The organism is Nocardia africana NBRC 100379, assembly GCF_001612635.1.
Lineage (GTDB): Bacteria > Actinomycetota > Actinomycetes > Mycobacteriales > Mycobacteriaceae > Nocardia > Nocardia africana.
In genome coordinates, this window is the sequence record NZ_BDAV01000009.1 from 392,419 (window position 1) to 414,208 (window position 21,790).

Consider the following 21,790-nt stretch of genomic DNA (forward strand, 5'->3'; position numbering starts at 1 on the left):
TATGGCCGCGACGGTTCCGGCTCCTTCGATCGAATATCACGCCCTGTCACCGATGCTCGTCGTCTTCGGTGTGGCCGTCGCCGGGGTGCTGGCCGAGGCGTTCCTGCCGCGTGCGTGGCGCTATCCGGTGCATCTGGTGCTCGCGCTGGGCGGTTTGGTCGCGGCATTGGTGGCGGTGGTCGCGCTCGCGGGCACTCATGCCACGGTGGCCGTCGGCGCGGTCGCCGTCGACAACGTGACGTTGATGCTGCAGGGCACCATCCTGGTGGTCGCGATTCTCGCGGTCGCGCTGATGGCCGAACGCGGAACCGAACCGCGGCTGGCGCGCGAAAGCCGGGAGGGCCCGGGGACGTGGAGCCGGGCTGCCGCGGTGGCCGTGGGCGCGGTCGCCGTCGACGCCTTCACCCCGCAGGCCGCGGCGGTGCCGGGCAGTTCGGACGAGATCGCGGCAGCGCGAGCGGGTATCACCACCACCGAGGTCTTCCCGCTGACCCTGTTCGCGGTCGGCGGCATGCTGCTGTTTCCCGCCTCGAACGATCTGCTGTCGATGTTCGTCGCGCTCGAGGTGCTGTCGCTGCCGCTGTATCTGCTGTGCGGGCTGGCGCGGCGGCGTCGGCTGCTGTCGCAGGAGGCAGCGCTGAAGTACTTCCTGCTGGGCGCGTTCGCCTCGGCCTTCTTCCTGTACGGGATGGCGCTGCTGTACGGATACGCCGGCACGGTTCGCCTCTCCGGGATCGCCGACGCGGTGGCCCGGGATTCCGGCTCGAAAACCCTTGCGGTGCTGGGTGTGGCGATGCTGGTGGTCGGCTTGCTGTTCAAGATCGGCGCGGTGCCGTTCCAGTCGTGGGTGCCCGATGTGTATCAGGGGGCGCCGACCGCGGTCACCGCGTTCATGGCCGCGGCGACCAAGATCGCGGCGGTCGGTGCACTGCTGCGCATCCTGCAGGTCGCGGTGCCGGGGCTGAGCGCGGACTGGCGTCCGATCCTGGGCGCCGTGGCGGTGGCCACGATGGTGCTGGGCGCGATTCTCGCCGTGACCCAGACCGATGTGAAGCGCATGCTCGCCTACTCCTCCATCGCACACGCCGGCTTCATCCTCACCGCGCTGGTGGCGGCCAATTCCGACGGGGTGTCGTCGGTGCTGTTCTATCTGGCGGTCTACGGCGTGAGCACGGTGGGCGCGTTCGCGGTGGTCACGCTGGTGCGCGACCGGGTGGGAGACGAGGCCACCGCACTGTCGGCGTGGGCCGGGCTCGGCCGCCGTTCACCATGGCTGGCAACGGTTTTCGCGCTGTTTCTGCTGTCGTTCGCGGGCATTCCGCTGACCAGTGGTTTCGTCGGAAAATTCGCGGTGTTCTCGGCGGCCGCCTCCGGACATGCGGCGTATCTGGTGATCGTCGGTGTGATCTCCAGTGCGATCGCCGTGTTCTTCTACATTCGCGTCATCGTGCAGATGTTCTTCACCGATCCGCCGGACGCGCCGCCCGCCGTGGTCACCGCGCCGGTGACCACGATGGTCGTCATCGTCACCGGCGCCGCCACACTGGCCCTGGGTATCGTGCCGCAGCCGTTGCTCGACTTGGCGAACCGCGCGGTCGGATTCGTCGGCGGATAATGCCGGAAAGCACTTCCGGGATAACGGTTCTCGTCGACGCCGCACCGAAAAGCCCGCGGTGGCCCTAGGATCGAGTCCGACGACGACCTCCGCGCACAGAAACAGGTGTCATGACCGACAGCGCCGCACAGGTGGATCAATCGAAGCCGAGCATCGCCCGCGTGTACGACTATCTGCTGGGCGGGCGCGACAATTACGCCGTCGACCGCAAGGTCGGTGACTACTTCATCAACGATCTCCCCGGTTCGGTCGCCATCGCGTACTCCAATCGGCAGGCCATGATTCGCGCGGTCGCCGATATCGCGGACTCCGGTGTGCGCCAGTTCATCGATATGGGCAGCGGGTTGCCCACCGTCGACAACGTGCATCAGGTCGCCCAGCGCCACCTGGACACGGCGCGCGTGGTGTACGTGGACAACGACCCGATCGTGCTGGCCCATGGGCGCGCACTGCTGTCCGCCGACGACAACACCACGGTCATCCACGCGGATCTGCGCGATCCGGAGTCCATCGTCTCCCATCCGGATTTGCAGCGGCTGATTAATTTCGACGAGCCGGTGGCGGTGATCTTCAGCGCGATCTTGCACCACCTCAACGACGACGAGAATCCGGCCGAGCTGGTGAAGTGGTGGACCGACCGGATTGCGGTGGGCTCACAGATCTACATCTCACATTTCCGCTCCGGCTTCAACGAGGAGACGCAGGCCGCGGAGGAGAAGCTGCAGGCGACGTTCGGTCGGGGCCGCTGGCGTTCGGACGAGGAGATCCTCGGCCTGTTCGGCGATCTCGAGGTGCTCGAGCCGGGGCTGGAGACCTGCGCCCGCTGGCGGCCCGCCGAAGCCGACGCCTCGGTCTCGCGCATCGGACCCGCCGAGCGCGAACCCACCCTGTGGGAACACCTGATCGCGTGCGCCCTGGCCCGTAAGGCCCACTGAGGATTTCGCTGCGAGTTACACGAACAGACCGGCCCGCGCCACGGCGATGAGGCGCTGCGCCCGGTCCGCTCCGGCCTGCTCGACCACGAGCGCCACCCAAGCTGCCAGGTTCTCGGCGGCGTCGTCCTGCGGCTCGCAGAGGTCCGCGCCGCGATCGAACAGCGTCCGCCGCCCGGGCAGCGGCTAAGCTGCCGGGCACCATGTGTGCACCTCGGATCGTCCGGATCGCCCACGACGGCGCCGATTTCGCGGCGGTCCCGTCGCAGCGTGCCCTGGGAGGCGCCGCCGGCCTCGCGGCACTGGCGGTGGCGGCCACCGCACCCGTCGCGCGCCCGCGGGCGGGAAGCGTCGTCGACCTCACCCATCCCGTGGGGCCGAATACGCCGATGTGGCCGGGTAACCCGCCGTTCGCGATGGTTCCGGTGGCATGGCATGCGCTGGGAGGTTTCGATCAGAACGCGATCGCGCTGTGGGAGCACACCGGAACACATGTCGACGCGCCGCTGCGCCGCGCGTCCGGCGGGTCGTCGATCGACACCTTCTCGGTGCGCGATCTGGTGGCTCCACTCGTCGTGATCGACATCAGCGCGAAGGCGGCGTTCGATGTCGACGCGACGGTCACGATCGATGACATCGATGCGTTCGAGCGGATCTACGGCCGCATTCCACCGCGCGCCTTCGTCGCCATGTACTCCGGGTGGGAACGCCGGCTCGCGCATCCGGCGGCCTTCGTCAACCTCGACGTCCAGGGCACCCCGCATGCTCCCGGCTTCTGCGCCGAGGCGGCGGAATACCTTGTGCGCCACCGCGATATCGCCGGCGCGGGGGTGGATACACTCAGCCTCGACCACGCCGCCGATCCCGACTACGGCGCGCACACCGCATTCCTCGGCGGCGGGCGCTACGGCGTGGAGATGGTGGCCAATCTCGGCTCGGTCCCGCCGACCGGTGCCACCGTCGTGATCGGCGCGCCCGAGCACATCGGCGGCACGGGCGGACCGTGCCGAATGCTCGCCTACACCTGAGACCCGGCGCCGCGGGCACCGGGGCCGCGTCAGCCGGTGACCGGATGCACCTCCAGGGCGCAGGTGTCGATGGTGGTGTGCACGGTGCGGGTGTCGATCGAATCGGGAGCTGTCACAACGAGACTCGTGTACAGCGGGCAGTCCTCGCCGGCCGGGCCCATCGCCGACCCCTCCACGACCGCGCGGGCGGGACGACCGGGCAGCACCGTGACGACGGGTGGGGTGTCGTCGTCCCGGGGCAGGCCGCCCATATATCCGCGCGGGGTACGTCGGGCGTGCAGGACCGGGCCGCCCTCACCGGTGTCGACGCCGGGATAGCCGGCGATCGTGCAGGGCGGGGTGTCGGCGGCGAGGGCGAAGGTCAACTCGACGCCGCGATGCATCATCCCGGGAGACAGGGTGTGGGCGGTGGTGTCCAACTGGCGCGGCCGGCACGGCGCGACGGCCGACGCGGTGGTGGTGGATCCTGTTGTGGGGTTCGCCTGCGGCGAAGGCGTCTGCGCGGCAGACGTTTCGGTGGCCGGCCGGGCGGAGGGTGCGGGCCCGGAGCCGTGCTGCGCGCATGAGCCGAGTGCGGTCGCGCCGAGCACCACCACCGCAGCCGTCCGATATCCGTATCTGCCGATCGTCACCTCGACTCCTTTCCGGCCGCACGCGTGCGCGCTCAGTTCACCGCTACCTCCAGCACTACCCCCGCGCCCGGCGCGCCGTCCGGATCGGCCCAGCCCACCCGGACCCAGCCGGGCGCGGAGACGGCCGCCGGCGAGGGGATCCGGTTGACGCGCACGGCCTTCGGTGATTCCGGATCGGCGACGGACACCTCGACGATGCCGGCGGGGGTGTCGCTGAGGTTCTGATCCTGCGCCACCGCGCGCCCGGCGAGCAGCGCCGCCATCTGCGCGAGTGCCACCGGGTCGTGCGCGGCGTCGTAGATCCACCGGGTTCCGAGCACACCGTGTTCGGAGGTGCCGATCAACGCCGCGTCCGCGCCGGGCAGCGGAGCGCCGCGATCGGTCATCGGCACGTGGTAGACGGGCCGGCGGGAATCGGCGGTGTCGACGACGAGCATGTGCTCGATGCCCACCTCCCCTGCGGGGTCGTCGAGACGGAACCCGCCCGCCTTGTGCAGTCGCGGCGTTGTGCCGGTGAACCATTCGCGCGTGGGCAGCCATGCGGTGAGCAGCTCGAGTTTGCCGGGCTCGAGGGTGGTGTGGTGAACGACAGCCATACGCCGACCCTAATCCGCGGCCCGCACCGGGGTTTGTGCACGCGGGCCGAGCAGGCCGCGCACCCCCACCTGGTCGCCACCGCGATCGGGACGGCGGATGCGGACGGCCATGCGGATCTCCATCGCGCCGAGCAGGATCAGGCAGACGCCGGCCAGAACCGACAGGGCCGCGACGGTGTCGATCGGCCACACCAGCACGACGAGCCCGGCCAGCAGTGTCGCCAGGCCGTAGCCCTCGCGGCGGCCCGGCTTCGGCAGATCTTCCGACCAGGCCGCGACGATCGCCTGCACGATGCCGCGGATCATCCATCCCATCCCGACCCACATGGCCAGCAACGCCACCCAGTCGCCGCTGCGCATGCACCACAGCGCGAGCAGCACCGACAGGGCCCCGCTGACGAATTCCAGCGCCTTGAGTCCGCCGCGGATGCGCGCGCGGAAGGCCACCGTGAACTGCCAGGCGGCGGTCAACAGCAGCGCCGTTCCGAGCAATAGCTCCGCAACCGGAACGGACTTATCGGGCCAAACGAGCATGATCACCCCGACGGTGATCGACGCACAGCCGATCGCGCACGCCAGCTGCCAGGTATCACCAGCGAAGACATCCCTGCGGCCGGCCGCTCGGAAGGTGGGCATGGCCCCGATGATATGGCCCCGGACGGTGCACTCTGCGCACTTTCACAGGTTCGACACGGCCGGTCCAGCTATCGGACAGCCGCCCACTGCTCGTGAAACGTGTGTGGTCCGGTAACGGCTACCGGGCTACCGTGAGTGGATATCGGATCTCGCGCCGTTGCCGCCCGTCGGAAGGTTGCCTCATGACCACTGAGTTTCCGCCGGGTCCCCGGCTGCCGCGGGTGGCGCAGACGCTGTTGCACGCGAAATGGCGGGGCTGGTTCGCCGGGGTGGCCTCGCGCCGCTACGGCGATGTCTACACGATGCGCATGATCGCACCCTATGCCGAGAATCTGGTGGTGTTCTCGCGGCCGGAGCACATCCGCGAGATCTTCGCCGGCGCCCCGGCGGACCTGCATGCCGGAGAAGGCAATCGGGTGCTGGAGCCGGTGATGGGGCGGCATTCGCTGCTGCTCACCGACGAGGACGAACACGCGCGAGCCCGCCGGCTGCTGATGCCGGCGTTCACCGGCTCGGCGCTGCGCGGCTACCGCGACCTGGTCGAAGCGATCGCCAAACACCACATCGACCAATGGCAGCCGGATACCACGCTCGTGACGCTGCCACGTATGAACGAACTGACACTCGATGTGATCATGCAGGTGGTGTTCGGTATCAGCGAGCAGCGCGGACGCGCCGAGCTCGCGCCGCGGCTGCGGTACCTGGTCGATGTCGGCCCGCTGATCTTCCTGGGCTGGAAATGGCATCGGCTGCAGCGTTTCGGCCCGTGGAAGCGGTTCGCCGACAACAAGAATGCCATCGACGCGCTGCTCTACGAAGAGATCGCACGCCGGCGCGCGGAGCCGGATCCCGGTGCGCGCGCCGACGTGCTGGCCCGATTGCTCGCGGTGGGCGCGGAAGCCGGCGACGAGCCGCTCTCGGATGCCGAACTCCGCGACCAGCTGGTGACCCTGCTGCTGGCCGGGCACGAGACCACCGCGTCGGCGCTGTCGTGGGCGATGGTCGAATTGGCCGCCCATCCCGAGGTGCAGCAGCGGGCCCGTCGCGCGGCCGCCGAGGGCGACGACAAATATCTGGAGGCGGTGCTCAAGGAGGCGATGCGCCGCCATCCGGTCATCGGCGGCACATTGCGCCGGCTCACGCGCGAGACGACGATCGGCGGCTACACCCTGCCCCGCGGCACCGTCGTGCAGACCTCGATCGTACTGGCGCACGCGAATCCCGATAATCACCCGGAGCCCGAGAGTTTCCGCCCCGAACGCTTTCTCGACGGCAGCGTGGCCGCCCACACCTGGCTGCCGTTCGGTGGCGGTGTGCGCCGCTGTATCGGCGCCGGCTTCTCACTGATGGAGGGCACGGCGGTGCTGTCGGAAGTCCTGGGCCGATTCGCCCTGGAAGCGGTGCGTACCCACGAACGCGGGCGCATCCGCAACATCACCAATGTGCCCGCCCACGGTGCGCCGGTGCTGCTGCGACCACATCCGGGCACGCTCTGATACGGCAGAACCGATCCCGCCGACGCCCGCCGGTACCGTTCCCGGCCGCCGCGCCGCTGCCGCACCCGGGCGCGGTGCGTGCCGGCGCGGAGTCCACAATCGGCAAGGGACCGCACACTCGCCGACAGAGAGGTGATCGCTCGTGAAGGTGTTTCAGATCGGCGCGGCGGGCGGCGTGGGCCGCCGCCTCGCGCAGCGGCTCACGGACCGCGGTGACCAGGTCACCGGTATGCATCGCAATCCCGACCAGGCCGAGACCGTCGCAGCGACCGGTGCGACGCCGGTGGCCGGCGACCTGATCCACGACACGATCGAGGAATTGGCGGCCAAGATCGCCGGGCACGACGCCGTGGTGTTCTCCGCGGGCGCCCACGGCACCGGCCCCGACAAGACCACGGCCATCGACGGCGCCGGGCTGGAGAAGGCGGCCGCGGCCGCGGCGCAGGCGGGTGTCTCGCGTTTCGTGCTGGTGTCGGTGTTCCCCGATGCCGGGCGCGATCGCGAAACCTCGGCGGGATTCGAGCACTACATGCGGGTGAAGAAGTCCGCGGACGTCCATCTGACCCACACCGCGCTGGACTGGCTCATCGTGCGCCCGGGCACGCTGCTCGACGATCCGGGGTCCGGCACCGTCACCGCCGGGCTCGCTATCGAATACGGTTCGATCGCCCGCGACGACGTCGCCGCCTTCATCGACGCGGCCCTGCACGAACCGGCGCTGAACCGGGTGATCATCGAGCTCACCGGCGGCAGCACTCCGGTCGCCGACGCGGTGGCCGAACTGGTGGCCGCGATCGCCCCACGCGGCGGCAAAATCATGTGACAGCCGACGGCGCCCAGCCTAGCGTTCACGGGCATGTCGAGGATGGCGCCGGAGGTTGCCGCCGGGCGGCTGGGCTCCGGCACGAGTTGCGCGCTGGTCTCGGCGGTGTCGTTCGCGCTGTCCGGGCCGTTGGCGCGCGGCCTGATGACCGCCGGCTGGAGTTCCGCGGCGGTGGTGATCGTGCGTGTCCTCGTCGCCGCCGCGGCACTGGCGCCGATCGCGGCCCTACAGCTGCGAGGGAACTGGAAACTGTTGCGCCTCAACGCATCTCTGCTCCTCGCGTACGGCGTGGTGGCGATCGCCGGAGTGCAGCTGGCCTATTTCACCGCTGTCGCGTATCTGGCGGTGGGGACGGCGCTGCTGATCCAATACTCCTCCCCGATCGCGGTGGTCGGCTGGTTGTGGCTGCGTCGCCGGCAACGCCCGGGGGTGGCGACGGTGGCCGGTGCGTGCCTCGGTGTGACCGGTCTGGCGCTGGTGGTCGACCTGCGTTCGGGCGTCGCGGCCGACCGGATCGGCATCGCGTGGGCGCTGCTCGCCATGGCCTGCGGGGTCGCCTATTTCGTGCTCTCCGCGCGCGGTGACGGCGCGCTGCCGGGAACGGTACTGGCCGCCGGCGGGCTGCTGGTCGGCGGGCTCGGACTGCTCGCCGCCGGTGGAGCGGGGATACTCCCGCTGCGTGCCACCACGAATCCGGTTGTGTACCAAGGCGTCACGATGCCGTGGTGGCTGCCGATCGCGATCCTCGGCACCGTGACCGCCGCCCTCGCCTACGTCGCCGGCATCGCGGCCACGCGCCTGCTCGGCTCCCGGGCGGCGGCGTTCACGGGTCTGCTCGAAGTGGTGGCGGCACTGATCTTCGCGTGGGCGCTGCTCGGTGAGGCCCCGCACCCCGTCCAGCTGGTCGGCGGGGTGCTGGTCCTCACCGGCGTGCTCGTCGTGCGCCGCGGCGAGGCGGCCACCGTCTACGCCGATCAGTCGGTGAGCCGCTGCTCGGCGTAGACGGCCATGGCATCACGCTGGTATTCGGCCAATCCGGACGCGATCCGCTCGTAGTTCGCCTTGAACCGTTCGTCGTCGACATACATCTGGCCGAGGCAGGTGTACGCGCTCCGGTTCGGGGTCCAGAAACGGCGAATACCCTCGTACTGAGCGTGGATTTCGGCCTGTACCGCCGCATCCTCGACCGGTGTCCCGGCGGCCATGAATTCGGCCATCCGGATCATCGCGGCGGTCAGTTCCCGCTGCATGCGCTCGACATCCTCGGCGGTCATATCGGCGGTCGCCCGCCGGGACTGCTCGAACTGTTCGGGCCAGCGCTCCCGGGCCTCGTCGTCGTACTGCGTGTGATCGAAGCCCGCGAACAGATTTTCCGGGCGGTTGATCTGCACTGACATCTCCTTGTTCCCTTCGAGTTCGGCGATGGTGCGCGCCACGGTCTCGGCCATCCGTCCCAGCCGGTCGCGTTCGGCGAGCAGCCGGGTGTACTGGCGTTTGAGCGCTGCCAGCGTGTCCGGTTCGGAGTCGACCGCCGCGGCGATCTCGGCGAGACCGAGCCCCAGCTCGCGCAGCACGAGGATCTGCTGCAGCCGCAACAGACTCCGCTCGTCGTAGTAGCGATAGCCGTTGCTGCCCACGTGGGCCGGGGTGAGCAGGCCGATGTCGTCGTAGTGGCGCAAGGTGCGGGCGGTGACTCCCGACATCTTCGCCACTTCCGCGATCGACCAGCTCATGGTGCTTCCCATCTGTCCTGCGGGCCGGTCGCTCCGGCCTCGTCTTCGACGGTAGAAGTTGCCGTAACGTGAAGGTCAAGCCGGAAATTCGGCGCCCGGGCGTAGCCCGAGCAGGGTTTCGGCGATCCGCCCCATCTCGGCGAGGTACCGGGCGCGCTCGGGCGCCGGATGGCCCCGGCGGGCGAGCATGCCGCGGGTCAGCGCGTAGCCGACGGTTTCGGCGACCATGCGGGCCGGCGCCGCGAGGGCGATGGTCCCGGCCCGCTGTTCCCGGTCCAGGTACCGCGCGAAGCGGCGGATGGGGCGTTCGGAGATTTCGGTGGCCAGTTCGCCGATCTCCGGGTCCACGGCGCCGCGCTCCTCGATCAGCCGCAGCAGCGGACCGGCGTGCAGCACCGCCTCGGCGAACGATTCTATGGTGGCGCGCAACATCTCTCGCGGATCGGCATCGGTCAGTTCGGGTTCCTGCGCGGCGAGGAATTCGTCACGAACCCGCGCGGCGAGCGCGTGGAAGATCTCGTCCTTGGACGCGAAGTACACATACAACGTCGCGCGGGAGACACCGGCTCGGGCGGTGATCGCGGCCACCGTGGTCGCCGCGTAGCCACGTTCGATGAAAACGTCCGCCGCGGCATCGAGCAGGGCACGATGCCGGTCGGTATCCGAGCGCTCCCGGGCCGCGCGCACACTCCACGCCGACGTCATACCGTCCAGCATATTGACGTTGACGTCAATGTCAATCAGACTGGCCGCATGCAGGTGGTGGTGGCGAACCGGGGTGAAGTGGCGGTCCGAGTGTTGCGGACGGCGCGAGAGCGCGGCTACGGCACGCGGGCGTTGGCGACGGCGGACGAGCCGGATGCGATGCCGGTGCGGCTGGCCGACGAGGCGGTCCGGCTGCCGGGCTCCGGAGCCGCGGCCTACCTCGACATCGACGCCGTCGTCGCGGCCGCCGGGAGTGCGGGGCCGGGCGCACTGGTCCATCCGGGATACGGATTCCTCAGCGAGAGCGCTGATTTCGCCGCAGCGTGCGCGGCGGCGGGGCTGGTGTTCGTCGGGCCGGCTCCGGAGGTGTTGCGGATTTTCGGCGACAAGGTGGCGGCGCGGCGCGCCGCGGAACAGGCCGGTGTCGCGGTGCTGCCCGCGACCGCCGGCGCCGCCGGGCCCGAACAGATCGAGGCCCTGCTGCTCGCCCATCCCGAGGGCGTGATGATCAAGGCGACGGCCGGTGGCGGTGGCCGCGGGATGCGCGTGGTGCGCTGTCGCGAGGAACTGGCGCAGGCCTATGCCCAGTGTCGCGCCGAGGCCCGTGCGGGTTTCGGTGACGACACCGTCTACGCCGAGGCGTTGGTGGAACATGCCCGCCACATCGAGGTGCAGATCGTCGCCGACGGGTCGCGCGCGGTCGCGATCGGCGATCGCGATTGCAGCGTGCAGCGGCGGCGCCAGAAACTGATCGAGATCGCGCCCGCGCCCTCCCTCGCGCCGGATATGCGCGAGCGCCTGCATTCGGCGGCGGTGCGACTGGCCGAAACGGTCGGTTGCCGTGGCGTGATCACGGTCGAATTCCTGGTGCGCGACGACACCGCGTGGTTTCTCGAGGTCAATCCGCGGTTGCAGGTCGAGCACACCGTCACCGAGGAGGTGACGGGCCTGGATCTGGTGGCCGTGCAGTTCGACCTCGCGCAGGCGCACACCCTGAACGAGCTCGAACTGTCGCACGCCCCCCGCGGATATGCGGTGCAGGTGCGGGTCAATGCCGAAATCCTCAGCGCGACAGGTGATGTCCTGCCCAGCACCGGAGTGCTCACCCGGTTCACCCCGCCGACCGGATCCGGTGTGCGCGTCGACACCGCCGCCTACAGCGGCATGCGTCAGGGCGCCGGTTTCGATTCACTGCTGGCCAAGATCATCGCGCGCGGACCGACCTACCCGGCGGCGCTGCGGCGAGCCGCCGACGCACTGGCCGAAACCACGATCGACGGCATCGACACCACGGTCGCCCTGCAGCGCGCCGTCCTCGACGCCTTATCCGGCGACACCACGGTCGACACGATGTGGTTCGAACGTCACAGCGCCGAATTGACCGCGCGGGCCGGGGAATCGGCTCCCCCGCCGGCGCCCCCGGTCGACGTTGCGCCGGCGGCGGTGGAGCAGTACGACGGCGACGAGCAGGTGTTGCGCTCACCGCTGGGCGGCACGGTGATCAGTGTCGCCGCACCGGGCACGGTGGTAGCCGCGGGTGCCGAGGTCGCCGTCGTCGAGGCGATGAAGATGCATCACGTGGTCCGCGCCGCCCAGTCGTTGCGGGTGCTGCGGGTGCTGGCCGAACCCGCGACGGTGGTGGATCCGCATGCGCCACTGCTGGTGTGGGACGACGCGGATCACGACGGTGAGAACACCGGCCTCGCCGCCGTGGACCTCGACGCCGAACGCGACGATCTCGCGCAGGTGCGGGCCCGCCACCGTGCCGGACTCGACGAGGCACGTCCGGAGGCGGTGGCCAAACGGCACCGGCTGGGGCGTCGCACCGCCCGCGAGAACATCGCGGATCTGGTCGACGACGACAGTTTCGTCGAATACGGGGCGCTGGCGGTGGCGGCGCAGCGTTCCCGGCGCAGTATCGACGATCTCATCGCCAATACGCCCGCCGACGGACTCGTCGCGGGTGTGGCGACGATCAACGCCGGCCGATTCGGGCACGACCGCTCCCGGGCGGTGGTCATGTCCTACGACTACACCGTGCTGGCCGGTACCCAGGGCATGCGCAATCACGCCAAGACCGACCGCATGCTGGAACTGGCACGCGACCAACGACTTCCGGTGGTGTTCTTCACCGAGGGCGGCGGCGGACGGCCCGGCGACACCGATCACGCGGGCATCTCCGGACTGGACGTGACGACGTTCCGCGCGATGGCCGCCCTGTCGGGCAAGGTCCCGCTGATCGGCATCGTGTCCGGGCGCTGTTTCGCCGGTAATGCCGCGCTGCTCGGCATGTGTGATGTCGTCATCGCCACACCCGACGCCAATATCGGCATGGGCGGGCCCGCGATGATCGAGGGCGGCGGACTGGGTGTGTACACGCCGGAGGAGATCGGCCCGGTGCGGGTGCAGCGCCGCAATGGTGTGGTGCACATCGTCGCGGGCGACGAGGCCGAGGCGGTGGCGATCGCCCGCGACTATCTCGGGTATTTCCAAGGGACGCTCGACACGTGGGAGGAGCCGGACCCGCGACTGGCCCGCCATGTGGTGCCGGAGGACCGGCTGCGGGCCTACGACATCCGCGCGGCCGTGGCCGCGGTCGCCGACACCGGTTCGGTCTTGGAATTGCGCCGCGACTGGGGCGTGGGCGTGGTCACCGCCCTGATCCGCGTGCAGGGCAGGCCCTTCGGGCTCATCGCCAACGACTGCCATCACCTCGGCGGCGCCATCGACGCACCGGCGGCCGACAAGCTCAGCGCCTTCCTGCGGTTGTGCGACGCGCACGGTCTGCCCATCGTATCGCTGTGTGACACACCGGGTTTCATGGTCGGACCGGAGGCCGAAACCCATGCCACGGTCACCAAGTTCAGCCGTCTGTTCATCGACGCGGCGGCGATGTCGGTGCCGTGGGGCACCGTCATTCTGCGCAAGGGCTATGGATTGGGTGCGCAGGCGATGGCGGCCGGATCGTTTCGCGCCCCGCGGTTCGTCATCGCCTGGCCCACCGGGGAAATCGGCGGTATGGGGTTGGAGGGAGCCGTGCGGCTGGGTTTCGCGAAGGAACTCGCGGCGATCGAGGATCCGGCGCAGCGGGCCACGGCATTCGACAATCTCGTTCGTGCCGCCTACGAGAGCGGGAAGGCGCTCACCGCCGCGACGGTGCTCGAACTCGACGACGTCATCGATCCGGCGCAGACGCGCCGCTGGATCGGCACCCTGCGCTGAGCGCGGGCGCCGAACCCCGTGCGGCTCAGGCGGTTTTGCGGGCGAGCCCGGCGACGATCAGTTGCTCCCACACGCTGAGTTCGCGGCCGTTGCCGGAGTCCTCGGCGGCGGACTGCGGCCACCAGCGCGCGCACGGCTGCAGGCCCGGATCGAGCAGTTCCAGGTCTCCGAACAGCGCCTCGATCTCGTCGTCGTTGCGCCAGCGACCGCGCCCGAAGGCGTCGAGCACCTTCCGCTCGGTGGTGTTGGTCTCGCGGTTGTGCCCGGAGCGGAAATGGGAGATGTAGACCTGACTGCCGGCCGGAACGCGGGCGGCCCAGTCGCCGACCACACCGGCGGGATTCTCGTTGTCCTCCACGAAGGCCAGCACGACGCCGAACAGCAGGCCCACCGGTTCGTCGAAGTTGATCAGCCGCGCGACGTCCGGATTGCCGGCGATGTCGGAGACCTGGCACAGGTCGCCATCGAGCACCGTGATCCGATCGTCGATCGACAGCAGTGCGCGGCCGTGGGCGACGACGAACGGATCGTTGTCGACGTAGACGATCGGTGCGTCGGGATGCTGACGGCGCACCACGTCGTGCACGTTCTCGCTGGTGGGCAATCCGCATCCCAGGTCGATGTATTGGCGAATCCCATTGGCGCACATGCTGCGTACGGCGCGGAGCGTGGCGGCCCGAGCGGTGATCGCGACCTGTTCGGAACCGGGCAGGAAGCCGATGAAGTAGTCGGCGAGGTTCTGATCGACGCCGTAGTTGTCCCGCCCGCCGAGGATGTAGTCGTATACCCGTGCCACGCTCGGCCTTGCTTGCCGTGCTCGCATGGCGTCGTCGTTCACTTGTCACCTCTCGTTCCCACGACGCCCGTCGCAGCCGTGGCTGATGTAGTTGTCGAGCATAGCGGTCGCCCCCCACCGAAGCCGACGATCGACTCGGTCTCGGCGTGGTTTTCCGGGCCTGTCGCCGGTTGATGGCGTGAATGATCACCACATCAGCGGGGATCGGCCACTTCTGCTGCGCCAGTGCCTGATTCGCTCGCATCGGCGGTGCGCATGCCGGTCCGCCGCGACAGTTCGGCGTCGAGTTGCGCCTCGGCCCGTTCGGCCCGGGCCAAAGTCTGGCGGCGCGCGTCCTCGACCGCCGCCAGCCGGGCCGCGGTCTGCTGCGCGACGCGTTCGGCGGCCGCGGCGGCTTCGGCGCGCACGGCGGCGATGTCGTCGGCTGCGCGCTGTTGTGCCGCGATCGCCTCCGCACGCATCCGGTCGATCTCGCCGCGGGCACGGGCCAATTCCGCCTTGACCTCCTCGAGCGTCCGGTTCCGTTCGGCGACCGCCGATTCGGCGCGCTCGATGGCGCGTTCGGCGTCGGCGGCGCGCTGGACGGCAAGGTCACGCTCGGCGCCGGCGGCGGTGATGCGCTGGGCACTGTCGCGGCGCACCTGTTCGAGCTCCGCGGTGAGCGTGGTGCGCGCCAGGTCGATCTGTTCGGCGGCGTGCCGTCGCGCCTCGTCCACATCGTGCGCACACTGCGCGCGAACCGCGCGGATCTCGGTGTCGGCCTCGGTGCGTGCGGCGAACACGTCGTCGGCGGCTTGTTTGCTGACGCGCTGCACTTCTCGCAGTGCGTCGTCGCGTGCGGCCAGTGCCTCCGCGATGCGCGCTTCGGCGGCCTCGGCGGCCGCGGCGGCGTCTTCGGCTGCCGATTCGGCCGCGGCGCGGGCTTCTTCGGCCTCGCGCCGCGCCTTCTCGGCCGCCACGGACGCGACCTCGGCCTCCGCGATTCGCCGCGCGGCATCGGCCTGCACGGCCTGGACCTGCGCTTCGGCCACCGAGGGGTCGGCCAGGGTCGATAGTTCGGCCACCGCCACCGACAACGTGTTGCTCAGCTGGTCGGCCAGAGTCCGGAATTGAGTGAGCATCTCGTCGGCCCGCACCCGGGCGGCGGTCACCGGGCCCGGTTGCGTCACAGTGACGTTCGTCTCCGTCCCCTCACCCTCCTGCTGGCGGCGTTGCCGCTCCCGCCATGCCCGCCATCGCGTGTGTTCGGGGTGGTCGCAATATTCCGACGGCCGTCCCGGAGTCCCGCCGCGAGTGATGGTGCGCGTACAGCCCGGGTAGTTACAGATGCTCGACACAGGAGAATCGTAGCGTTTGTTTCGTCGTCCCCAACGGAATGACACGAAACGAAAGCGGTGAATCGCCAAGAGGTTCCGCTGTGGCCTGACCTCCGATAAGTGAACCTTATCGGAGGTCAGCGGCGCGCTCGTCGTCCAGAATTACTCTCGCCATTGCGTTTACGTTTGGTCACGTCCAACCAAACGTAATCCCAACGCAACTCATGAAAAACTGTGCTCGGTGGTACTTGCGTACCAATCGGCTAAGACGGTGACGCCGACACCCCGAACGCAACGCCAGGCATCTCACGGACGCCCCCGACAGCCCTTCTCGCCCATGGAGTGGCGAACCGCGAGGATGGGGGGTGACCGAGAGCTAGAGCCCGTCGCCGCCGGTCCCCCACGCGGGACGGTATGACCGGCCCGCGACACAAATTTCATCCACCGAGAGACAAGCGGACAAGATCCGACCTAGTTCGCTGCGATTGTCGGTACCGGAATCGACAATGACCCGAAAGGACAACGATGACCTCCGAGAACACCCCGGTGCCCCCACTCGACGGTGAACGCGCCGATCTGCTCGCCCAGCTCGCCGCCGCACGCAGCGCTCTGCGCGGCACCGTCGACGGGTTGACCGACGAGCAGGCCGGCGCGCATCCCACCGTCAGTGCCCTGTCGCTGGGCGGGCTGGTCAAACATGTGGCGGCCATGGAGGACAACTGGCTGCGGTTCGTGGTGGAGGGTCCCTCGGCCATGTCCTACGAGCTGCCCGAGGGCGTCACGTGGGCGGACTTCGCCTCCGGCACCGCGCGGGAATACCCGCAGTGGGCCATCGACCACCGCAACACCTTCGTGATGCTGCCGGGCGAAACGCTCGCCGGCATCCTGGCCCGCTACGAGCAGATCGCCGCGCGCACGCACGAGATCATCGCCGGCGTCCCTGATCTCGCGGCCACGCACCCGCTCCCCGATGCGCCGTGGCACGAAGCCGGGGCGGTCCGTAGCGTGCGCCGGGTCCTGATGCACCTCATCCACGAGACCGCGCAGCATGCCGGGCACGCCGACATCATTCGCGAGTCACTGGACGGCCGGACCGCGGGCTGACCTGCCGGTCGAGCACCGCACGATGCGGCGAGCCGGGTGCTGCCGGCCCGCCGCGTACCGGCCGCGCGAATGATCGGGGTGCGAAGGCATCAGGACCCGGCGGTGACCCGGGCGCGTAATCCTCCGGCGGGATCGAGTTTCGTCGGGCTCGACGACCCGGGCACCGAGCCCCCCCATGGCCTCGGCGATCCGCCGGGTATTGCCGTGCGATACCGAGACACAGACGATGATCGCCTTCATGCGGGCTCCCTCGCTCGTCCGGTTCGACTTGGATTCCCTGATCGTATCGACCGACGTCTCCCTTACGATGACGCCATGGCGGAGATCACGGTGGAGCGGCGCGATGCGGTCGCGGTGGTGACGGTATCGGACCCGCAGCGCCGAAACGCGTTGACACTCGGGCTGTCCGAGCAGCTGGCGGCGGCCATCGCCGAGGCGGAGGCCGATGCCGGGGTGCACGCGGTGGTGATCACCGGGGCTCCGCCGGCATTCTGCGCGGGCGCAGACCTCAGCGCACTCGGGGAGGCGGCGGAGGAAGGCTTGCGGGCCATCTACGCCGGATTCCTCGCCGTGGCCGAGTGCTCGCTGCCCACCGTCGCGGCGGTCGGCGGGGCCGCGGTCGGCGCGGGGCTGAATCTGGCGCTGGCCGCCGATGTGCGCCTCGCCGGTCCGCGCGCTCGCTTCGATGCGCGATTCCTGCGGCTGGGTATCCATCCGGGCGGCGGCATGACCTGGATGTTGCAGCGCGCCGTCGGGTCGCAGCAGGCGGCGGCCATGACGCTGCTCGGCGAGATCCTCGATGCCGACGCGGCACACAGCGCGGGCCTGGTGCATCGTGTCGTACTCGGCGACCACGACGACTTGCTTTCCGCCGCAGTCGAATTGGCGTCCGGCGCGGCGGCGGCGCCGCGCAATCTACTGGTCACCACCAAGCGCACCATGCGCCACACACGCACCCTGGACTCGCACGCCGACGCCGTCGACGCGGAGATCGTGCCCCAGGTGGCATCGCTGGATTCGGAGGAATTCGCCGCCCGCCTGGCCGCGATGAAGGCGCGCATCAGCGCCCCGCGATAGTCGACCGGCCGGACGCCTGCGCTGGGAACGCGTGCGCACCGACGTGGCCGTTCTCCCGCGCACCGATGAGGTGCTCAACGCCGGCACCGTCAACGCGCGCCTTCGGCCTCGCGACGCGACCGTAGATCCGGAGCCTGATCAAGCCGCCCCGAACCACCTCGGAAGATGGGCGAACAGATCGTCCTGGGCGTCGCCGACCCAGGCCACATGCCCGTCCGGTCGCAACAGCACCGCGGGGACATCGAGTTCCTCGCTGACGTCGACGACGTGATCGACCCGGTCGGCCCATCCCGCCACCGACAACCGGCCGGTCTGATCCAGGAGCAGCCCGCGGCCCGCGTGCATCAGCTCGTAGAGGCGCCCGTCTTTCAACCGCACGTCGCGCAGACGCCGCCCGACCAGTTCGTGCTCTGCACCGAAGTCGTAGCGGATCGCGGTGGCGGTGATCTTCTCGGTCAGCCGCCGGTTGACCTCCTCGATATCGATGAGCTCCGTCAGCAGCCGGCGCACCGCCCGGGCGCCCGGCTCGAGTGATATCAGCTCCATCTGCGCGCGCGTATTGTCCAGCACGTCGGCGGCGACCGGATGTCGCTCGGACTCGTAGGTGTCCAGCAGACCGACGGGCGCCCAGCCGGCGAGTTCGGCGGCCAGCTTCCACCCCAGGTTGAACGCGTCCTGGATGCCGAGGTTGAGGCCCTGACCGCCGACCGGAGGATGGATGTGCGCCGCATCCCCGGCCAGCAGTACCCGCCCGGACCGATACCGCTCGGCCAGCCGGGTCGCGTCGCCGAAACGCGACAGCCAGCGCGGTGAATGCACGCCGAAGTCGGTGCCGGCGGTGGCCACCAGCTGCCGCTTCACCTCCTCCATCGTCGGCGGAACCGTCCGGTCCTCGGACAGTCCCTCGGCCGGCACCACGAAGCGGAACGTCCCATTGCCCGACGGCCCGACCCCGAAACGCCGCTGTGTCTTGCGGACCTCGGTCACCACCGCGGTCACGGTCTCCAGCGGCGCGTCCAGCTCGACCTCTCCCAGCAGTGTCTCCACCTGCGTCGGTTCACCGGGGAAATCGATCCCGGCGAGTTTGCGCACGGTGCTGCGCCCGCCGTCGCAGCCGACGAGATACTGCGCGCGTAGCCGGTTGCCGTCGGCCAGTTCCACGGTCACGCCCTCCGCGTCCTGCGTGGCGCCGACCACTTCGCAGCCGCGCCGGAGGTCGACGCCGAGTTCGGCCGCGTGTTCGGCGAGCAGTCGATCGGTCACAGTCTGCGGAATGCCGAGCACATAGGCATGGGCCGAGTCCAGTTCCGGCTGCGGTGCCGTGATACCGGCGAAGAACCCGCCGACCGGGTACTTCGTGCCCAGGGCGACGAAGCGCTCCAGCAGCCCGCGCTGATCCATCACCTCGATACTGCGCGCGTGCAGGCCCAGCGCGCGAACAACCTTCGTCGGCTCGGTCTCCTTCTCCAGCACGACCGGGTTCAGTCCGTGCAACCGCAACTCGCACGCCAGCATCAGACCGGTAGGTCCGGCGCCGGCAACGATCACGTCAATCATGAAACCCCATTCGACGGTGATGGCCCAGCCCGCGGAGCAGCCGATTTCCGCAGGTCCTGGCGTTGGCCCGACGATTGTGCAGCACACCCCCGGCCTTGCCGCAAGACCCCTGTGCGCTATATATTGAAGGTGGAGGGGGTTCCTTTTCGTCGCGGACTATGGTTCCGCCCGCCGCTCACACCTCGCGAGTCATGAACGCACTCGTCCCGTTGTCGAGGTAGTCACCGAACGCGCCGCAGGCGACGAATCCGCACCGCTCATACAGTGCCCGCGCGGGCCGAAACGCCTCGCCCGCACCGGTTTCCAGGCTCACGCGCATCCAGCCGCGGGCGCGGGCAAGCTCGAGCAGATGTGTGACGATCGCGGCTCCGACGCCGTGTCCGCGCGCAGCTTCGACGATGTGCATCGATTTCAGTTCCGCGTGCCCGGCACCGAGATCGCGCAGCGCGCCCATACCCAGCAGCAGACCGTCGCGGCGGGCGGTGACCAGCGTGAGCGCGGCGATTGTCACGGACGGCACGGTCGTTCATTCTTCCCGGCGCGGGCGGGCGCGGCGAACGTCGTTGCCCGGTAGCCTGTCTCGCGATGAGCGTGTCACCGGATCCCCTGGTCGTCGATATCGCCGTGCCGGAGGCGGTTCGCACCGAATTACGGCGGGGCGTGCGCAGTGTGCTCGTCGACACGGTCGCCCTGCGGATGGTGCGGGAGCGCTTCGACACCGAGCAGGCCGGGGCGCTGGGCCGCTATCTCGAGGCCTCGCAGTCGCCGAATACGGTGCGCGCCTACCGTTCCGACTGGATCGGGTGGTCGGCGTGGTGTGCGGCCGAGGCGCGGTGCGCACTCCCCGCGGACGCCCTGGATGTCGCGGTCTATCTTGCCGCGGCCGCCGATGCGCGAAAACCGTCCGGCGAGTGGGCATTCGGGCCGGCCACGCTGGAACGCAAGAGCGCCGCCATCGCCGCGGTCCATGCCGCCAACGGGCTGCCCTCCCCGACCCGATCGGATGTGGTGCGGCTGACGCTGCGCGGCATTCGCCGTACCCGCCGCAGCGTGCCGAACCGCAAGCGTCCCGTGCTGCTGCACACGCTGGAACAACTGCTGGACGGATTACCGGCGCCGGGCTGGCCCACCGAGCCGGCCCGCCGCCGCGACCGGCTCATGCTGCTCGTCGGCTTCGCCGGGGCACTGCGCCGCAGCGAACTCGCCGGACTACGCGTCGGCGATGTGGCGGTCACGGTCGATCACCGCACCGGCGAGCCCGTGCTGCTGGTGCGGCTGCCGGCGACCAAAACCGATCCGACCGGCGCCGGCGCCCAATCGGTGGCCCTGCCGCGCGGAGCGCGGCCCTCGACGTGTCCGGTGTGCGCCTTCGCGGACTGGATCGACCTGCGCGACATCCACTTCGAGGGCGGCGCCGACGATCTGCGGTCCTGGACCGAGCGCACCGTCACCGCCACCGACATCCACCGCTGCCACGGCTTCACCGGCGCCACCCGGGTCGATCCGGCGGCCCCGCTGTTCCCGCCGGTTTCGCGGCACGGCGGCATCGGCGCGCAGCCGATCTCGGGACGGGCGGTGGCGGAACTGGTGAAACGCTATGCCGCACGAGCCGGACTGGATCCGGCCCTGTTCTCCGGACATTCGCTGCGCGCCGGATTCGCCACCCAGGCCGCACTGGGCGGGGCGAGCGACCGCGAAATCATGCGCCAGGGCCGCTGGTCCAATCCGCGCACCGTGCACGGTTACATCCGCACCGCGAATCCGTTGGAGGACAACGCGGTAACCAAATTGGGCTTGTGAAGCCGGAAGGGGGAACCCCATCCCTCGCTCGCACACTCCGCGCCCACAGCATCGGCATATTCGCGGTCCCGCAGCGGCCTAATGGTGGTTCCGAGGAGTGGGTGCGGGGAAGAGCAGGCGTGCGGCGCGGGTGATGGTGTGGCGAATATCGGCGATGTTGGCGGGGTTGGTCGTCAGGTCGAGCAGACAGGTGGTCAGGACGTGGCCGAGGATCAGGGCCTGGTCGTGGTCGTCGGTCCAGTCGGGGTCGGCCAGCGCGGCGCGGACGAGTTCGGTGAACAGGGGCCGCCAGACCCTGATGCCGGGCCCGTCGCCGGAGTGCACGGAGTTCATTCCGGCTTGCAGCAGGTTGCGGTCCTCGGCGGCCCAACCGATGAACTGGGAGAACGCGGAGGCGATCCGGTCGGCGGGCTCGGCGGCGGGGTCCGCGGGCAGCCGCTCGAGACGGGCGAGGGTGTCCAGGGCCCAGTCGGCCATGAGGTGCTGGATCAGGCCGTCCTTGGAACCGAAGTAGCGGTACACGGTGACCGGGGTGGTGCCGGCCTCAGCGGCGACCTCGCGGATCGTGACGCCCTTGTAGCCGTGCCGGGAGGCCATCGCGCGTGCGACGGCGGCGATCTCGGCACGGCGCGCGCGTTCGGCGGGACCGAATTCGCGGACCACGCGCAGGGAATCGCGGGACTCGCGCAGCAGGGCAGCAGTGTCATCGACCACCGTTCGAG

General features: G+C 69.8%; 20 protein-coding genes. 10 read left to right on the top strand and 10 right to left on the bottom strand.

The features are described 5' to 3' along the window. Position 1: 1 nt before the first annotated feature. The 3 genes from nuoN (at position 2) to NA3_RS16360 (ending at position 3,575) form a co-directional block, all read left to right on the top strand. The gene (nuoN, locus tag NA3_RS16350) at positions 2–1,615 is read left to right on the top strand and encodes an NADH-quinone oxidoreductase subunit NuoN (RefSeq protein ID WP_062964454.1); all 1,614 of its coding nucleotides are present in this window, start codon (positions 2–4) and stop codon (positions 1,613–1,615) included. A gap of 110 nt (positions 1,616–1,725) precedes the next feature. Continuing rightward, the gene (locus NA3_RS16355) at positions 1,726–2,550 is read left to right on the top strand and encodes an SAM-dependent methyltransferase (RefSeq protein WP_062964455.1); all 825 of its coding nucleotides are present in this window, start codon (positions 1,726–1,728) and stop codon (positions 2,548–2,550) included. Between the two features lie 200 nt (positions 2,551–2,750). Beyond that, complete coding sequence (locus tag NA3_RS16360) at positions 2,751–3,575, top strand: cyclase family protein (RefSeq protein WP_062964456.1); 825 nt, start codon at positions 2,751–2,753, stop codon at positions 3,573–3,575. Between the two features lie 29 nt (positions 3,576–3,604). On the opposite strand, the gene NA3_RS38645 is transcribed toward NA3_RS16360, so the two are convergent. From NA3_RS38645 to NA3_RS16375, 3 genes are read right to left on the bottom strand one after another with little or no spacing between them, the layout of a single operon-like run. Beyond that, on the bottom strand, positions 3,605–4,207 hold the full coding sequence (locus NA3_RS38645; protein ID WP_227995187.1) for a DUF4232 domain-containing protein: 603 nt from the start codon (positions 4,205–4,207) through the stop codon (positions 3,605–3,607). Positions 4,208–4,239: 32 nt separating this feature from the next. Next, the gene (locus tag NA3_RS16370; RefSeq protein WP_062964457.1) at positions 4,240–4,803 is read right to left on the bottom strand and encodes a maltokinase N-terminal cap-like domain-containing protein; all 564 of its coding nucleotides are present in this window, start codon (positions 4,801–4,803) and stop codon (positions 4,240–4,242) included. Positions 4,804–4,812: 9 nt separating this feature from the next. Further along, entirely contained in the window at positions 4,813–5,439 is a 627-nt protein-coding gene (locus NA3_RS16375) for an HdeD family acid-resistance protein (protein WP_062964458.1), read from the bottom strand. Between the two features lie 182 nt (positions 5,440–5,621). On the opposite strand from NA3_RS16375, the gene NA3_RS16380 reads away from it, so the two are divergent. From NA3_RS16380 to NA3_RS16390, 3 genes are all read left to right on the top strand, one after another. Then, positions 5,622–6,935, top strand: a complete 1,314-nt coding sequence (locus NA3_RS16380; RefSeq protein WP_062964459.1) for a cytochrome P450 — start codon at positions 5,622–5,624, stop codon at positions 6,933–6,935. 142 nt (positions 6,936–7,077) lie between these two features. Further along, complete coding sequence (locus NA3_RS16385) at positions 7,078–7,758, top strand: NAD(P)H-binding protein (RefSeq protein ID WP_062964460.1); 681 nt, start codon at positions 7,078–7,080, stop codon at positions 7,756–7,758. Between the two features lie 33 nt (positions 7,759–7,791). Beyond that, the gene (locus NA3_RS16390; protein WP_062964461.1) at positions 7,792–8,760 is read left to right on the top strand and encodes an EamA family transporter; all 969 of its coding nucleotides are present in this window, start codon (positions 7,792–7,794) and stop codon (positions 8,758–8,760) included. Here the strand turns inward: NA3_RS16390 and NA3_RS16395 are convergent. Both NA3_RS16395 and NA3_RS16400 read right to left on the bottom strand, forming a co-directional pair. Further along, positions 8,733–9,491, bottom strand: a complete 759-nt coding sequence (locus NA3_RS16395; protein ID WP_062964638.1) for a MerR family transcriptional regulator — start codon at positions 9,489–9,491, stop codon at positions 8,733–8,735. The two genes, NA3_RS16390 and NA3_RS16395, sit on opposite strands and share 28 nt — an antisense overlap. A gap of 75 nt (positions 9,492–9,566) precedes the next feature. Next, positions 9,567–10,196 (bottom strand): TetR/AcrR family transcriptional regulator, encoded by a 630-nt coding sequence (locus tag NA3_RS16400; protein ID WP_167354996.1) that lies wholly within the window; start codon positions 10,194–10,196, stop codon positions 9,567–9,569. 48 nt (positions 10,197–10,244) lie between these two features. On the opposite strand from NA3_RS16400, the gene NA3_RS16405 reads away from it, so the two are divergent. After that, positions 10,245–13,418: a carboxyl transferase domain-containing protein gene (locus NA3_RS16405; RefSeq protein WP_062964463.1), complete on the top strand. Its 3,174-nt coding sequence runs from the start codon at positions 10,245–10,247 to the stop codon at positions 13,416–13,418. 25 nt (positions 13,419–13,443) lie between these two features. Here the strand turns inward: NA3_RS16405 and NA3_RS16410 are convergent, their stop codons facing one another. Further along, a complete protein-coding gene (locus NA3_RS16410) occupies positions 13,444–14,256 on the bottom strand; it encodes an SAM-dependent methyltransferase (protein WP_218021833.1) in 813 nt (270 codons plus the stop codon). A 152-nt stretch (positions 14,257–14,408) separates the two neighbouring features. Continuing rightward, a complete protein-coding gene (locus NA3_RS16415) occupies positions 14,409–15,383 on the bottom strand; it encodes a coiled-coil domain-containing protein (RefSeq protein ID WP_062964464.1) in 975 nt (324 codons plus the stop codon). 672 nt (positions 15,384–16,055) lie between these two features. On the opposite strand from NA3_RS16415, the gene NA3_RS16420 reads away from it, so the two are divergent. Next, entirely contained in the window at positions 16,056–16,634 is a 579-nt protein-coding gene (locus NA3_RS16420; protein WP_062964465.1) for a DinB family protein, read from the top strand. A 315-nt stretch (positions 16,635–16,949) separates the two neighbouring features. Beyond that, positions 16,950–17,711, top strand: a complete 762-nt coding sequence (locus NA3_RS16425; RefSeq protein ID WP_062964466.1) for an enoyl-CoA hydratase — start codon at positions 16,950–16,952, stop codon at positions 17,709–17,711. 138 nt (positions 17,712–17,849) lie between these two features. On the opposite strand, the gene rox is transcribed toward NA3_RS16425, so the two are convergent. Then, positions 17,850–19,268, bottom strand: coding sequence for a rifampin monooxygenase (rox, locus tag NA3_RS16430; RefSeq protein WP_062964467.1), 1,419 nt, complete (start codon positions 19,266–19,268; stop codon positions 17,850–17,852). 175 nt (positions 19,269–19,443) lie between these two features. Further along, positions 19,444–19,788 carry a GNAT family N-acetyltransferase gene (locus NA3_RS16435; RefSeq protein ID WP_128145281.1) on the bottom strand — a complete coding sequence of 115 codons (345 nt, stop codon included), beginning with the start codon at positions 19,786–19,788 and terminating at the stop codon, positions 19,444–19,446. 65 nt (positions 19,789–19,853) lie between these two features. Here NA3_RS16435 and NA3_RS16440 point away from each other — a divergent pair, with 65 nt between their 5' ends. Continuing rightward, entirely contained in the window at positions 19,854–21,068 is a 1,215-nt protein-coding gene (locus tag NA3_RS16440; RefSeq protein WP_062964469.1) for a site-specific integrase, read from the top strand. A gap of 78 nt (positions 21,069–21,146) precedes the next feature. On the opposite strand, the gene NA3_RS16445 is transcribed toward NA3_RS16440, so the two are convergent. Continuing rightward, on the bottom strand, positions 21,147–21,782 hold the full coding sequence (locus NA3_RS16445; protein ID WP_062964470.1) for a TetR/AcrR family transcriptional regulator: 636 nt from the start codon (positions 21,780–21,782) through the stop codon (positions 21,147–21,149). Positions 21,783–21,790 lie beyond the last annotated feature (8 nt).

Bases quoted from the DNA above. Each gene is read 5' to 3' on its own strand.
- NA3_RS16355 (WP_062964455.1), top strand. From the start codon at position 1,726: ATGACCGACAGCGCCGCACAGGTGGATCAATCGAAGCCGAGCATCGCC.
- NA3_RS16360 (WP_062964456.1), top strand. From the start codon at position 2,751: ATGTGTGCACCTCGGATCGTCCGGATCGCCCACGACGGCGCCGATTTC.
- NA3_RS16425 (WP_062964466.1), top strand. From the start codon at position 16,950: ATGGCGGAGATCACGGTGGAGCGGCGCGATGCGGTCGCGGTGGTGACG.
- NA3_RS16440 (WP_062964469.1), top strand. From the start codon at position 19,854: ATGAGCGTGTCACCGGATCCCCTGGTCGTCGATATCGCCGTGCCGGAG.
- NA3_RS16395 (WP_062964638.1), bottom strand. From the start codon at position 9,491: ATGAGCTGGTCGATCGCGGAAGTGGCGAAGATGTCGGGAGTCACCGCC.
- NA3_RS16375 (WP_062964458.1), bottom strand. From the start codon at position 5,439: ATGCCCACCTTCCGAGCGGCCGGCCGCAGGGATGTCTTCGCTGGTGAT.
- NA3_RS16380 (WP_062964459.1), top strand. From the start codon at position 5,622: ATGACCACTGAGTTTCCGCCGGGTCCCCGGCTGCCGCGGGTGGCGCAG.
- rox (WP_062964467.1), bottom strand. From the start codon at position 19,268: ATGATTGACGTGATCGTTGCCGGCGCCGGACCTACCGGTCTGATGCTG.
- NA3_RS16370 (WP_062964457.1), bottom strand. From the start codon at position 4,803: ATGGCTGTCGTTCACCACACCACCCTCGAGCCCGGCAAACTCGAGCTG.
- NA3_RS16420 (WP_062964465.1), top strand. From the start codon at position 16,056: ATGACCTCCGAGAACACCCCGGTGCCCCCACTCGACGGTGAACGCGCC.
- NA3_RS16405 (WP_062964463.1), top strand. From the start codon at position 10,245: ATGCAGGTGGTGGTGGCGAACCGGGGTGAAGTGGCGGTCCGAGTGTTG.
- NA3_RS16400 (WP_167354996.1), bottom strand. From the start codon at position 10,196: ATGACGTCGGCGTGGAGTGTGCGCGCGGCCCGGGAGCGCTCGGATACC.
- nuoN (WP_062964454.1), top strand. From the start codon at position 2: ATGGCCGCGACGGTTCCGGCTCCTTCGATCGAATATCACGCCCTGTCA.
- NA3_RS16390 (WP_062964461.1), top strand. From the start codon at position 7,792: ATGTCGAGGATGGCGCCGGAGGTTGCCGCCGGGCGGCTGGGCTCCGGC.